Genomic DNA, 1983 nt, shown 5'->3' on the forward strand with positions numbered 1-1983 from the left:
TCATCGGACGATCGCCGCCTTGAACGTGCCGGTGGGTGGGTCCAAAGCGCCTGCTGTGACGTTCGTGGCGCGCACTGTGACGGTGTCGGCCGCGGACACCCACATCGAGTAGATGATGCCCGCCATGACGGCGGCGTTGGGGATGCCAGGCGTGACGCAGTCGCCGACGACTGCGCCGGGCACGGCGATCGTCAAGTCCTGGTACGAACCAGCTGACACGGACGGGAAGTTCAGCGACGCAGCCACCGGGGTCGGCCCGAATGTGGCGCGCGTCCACCCTGTGGTGGTGCCGTCACCGCTTTCTTTCCGGTAGAGGCCGGTGTTGGTGGTATCGGAGGTGCTGGTGCCGTGCGCGAAGTAGAAGTCGCCAACACGGGCAGCGACAACACCTTCCGGAGCTAGCCGTCCGTCGAGGATGCGGCATGCCCGCATGCCGCCGGACGGGTCCACACCCCACGCGTGAAGGCGCTGCAACGTGGCGGTCTGGCCGGTGGTCAGCCCAAGGTCGAACTCCACCTCAACGTAGTAACCGGACTCGATCGCCAGCGATGACTGGAAGCCACGCACACGGGCGGGGGCGCCGGTGTCCGAGCCGGTCTCCATGCCGAGGATCGTGGTGTACTCCTGGCCAATGACGGTGCGGCCGGAGTCGGTATAGGTGCGGACCGTGACGTTCCCGAGCGTGCCGTTGGACTGCGCCAACCTGCCGAAGATCAGGGTGGGGAGCTGGCCAGCGACGAAGCTGCCCATCCGGAACCGGCACTTCTTGTGTGTGTCGTCGATGGTGACGCCGACACCGTTGAGCAGGTGCAGCGCGTGGGTATCGACGGCCCATGTCTGCCACGCCGTCCCGTCCCAGTAATCAGCGACGATCCCCGACGCGGCCAGCGCACCGTCGAACATGCCGAGGTGCGGCAGCAGCTCCGTCGACGGGTTCGGCACGGTGGGGTGGCTGTGATAGACGGTGCCGAGGTAGCCGCCCGCCAGCTGATTGGGAGTGACGCCGCGCTTGCTGATGCGGATGTCGCTGACCGAGGTGCCGGTGCGGTACACGCGGTCGGTGCCGATGATGGTGTTGTTGCGGCCGTTCTCGTCGAGGACCGCAGACTCACCGGCACCCGCACGGCTGTTGACCATGATGAGGCTGTCGTAGCAGTTGGTCAGCTTCAGCACTCGGGTGCACCACTCCGATGCCAGCCCGATAGCGAATGCGCCGCGGCAGTTGTACAGGTGCACGCCGTCTTCCCAGCCCTCGACGTGCAGCCCGGACAGGTTGGGTTGCGAACCCGACATGTAGACGGAGGGTCCGGCCGGCTTATACGAGCCGTTGGTGACGCCCATGAACGAAACACCCATGAACGTCCAGTAATTGGAGTCGGTGGCGTACAGGCCCCGCATGCCGTAGGTGACAACGTTCTTGAGCGTCCACCACGATGCGTCGTTGCCGGCGAAGCCCTGGGCGATGCTCTTGATGAGGTAGCGGTTGTCGTCGCCAGTGTTGGTCGACCCGAGCACTACGCGGCCCGACACGTCCTCGACGATGGCGCGGTTGACGTTGAGGGCGTGGATGCCGGCACCGCCCAAAGCGAGTGTGTCGCCGTCGATGTAGAGGTTCTTGAACGCCCACCCGAACGCATTGTTGCTGCCGTCGGCGAGGACCTTGATGAAAAAGTCGGGCTTCGTGGCCGCCGTCGAGTACAGATGCGCCTGCGCCGTCGTTGAAGACACACCTGCGTGCTGGCGCCGACGAAGCGGCTTCGCCCCGATGATCGTCAGCAGTTTGTCGCCCGTCACCGACACCCCCGCCCCGACATCGTGGGGCATCGGAGCCAGAACGATTTCCGAGCCGATTGTGGCGGCGTTGCACGCGGCCTGGATCGTCTTGAAGGCTCGATACCAGGTGAATCCGTTGTAGCTGTCGTTGCCGTTGACGGGGTCGACGTACAACCGCAGGGCGCCGGGGATGGGTCGCTCGAGGTCGGG

1 protein-coding gene is annotated in these 1983 nt (G+C 65.5%); it reads right to left on the minus strand.

Annotation, left to right across the window (positions count from 1 at the left end; all coding sequences use genetic code 11):
* On the minus strand, positions 1 to 1983 hold a 1983-nt coding region (locus tag MHN84_RS29590), incomplete at its 5' end, for a hypothetical protein (RefSeq protein ID WP_241207991.1).

This window comes from Mycobacterium sp. PSTR-4-N, from assembly GCF_022348085.1.
Taxonomy (GTDB): domain Bacteria; phylum Actinomycetota; class Actinomycetes; order Mycobacteriales; family Mycobacteriaceae; genus Mycobacterium.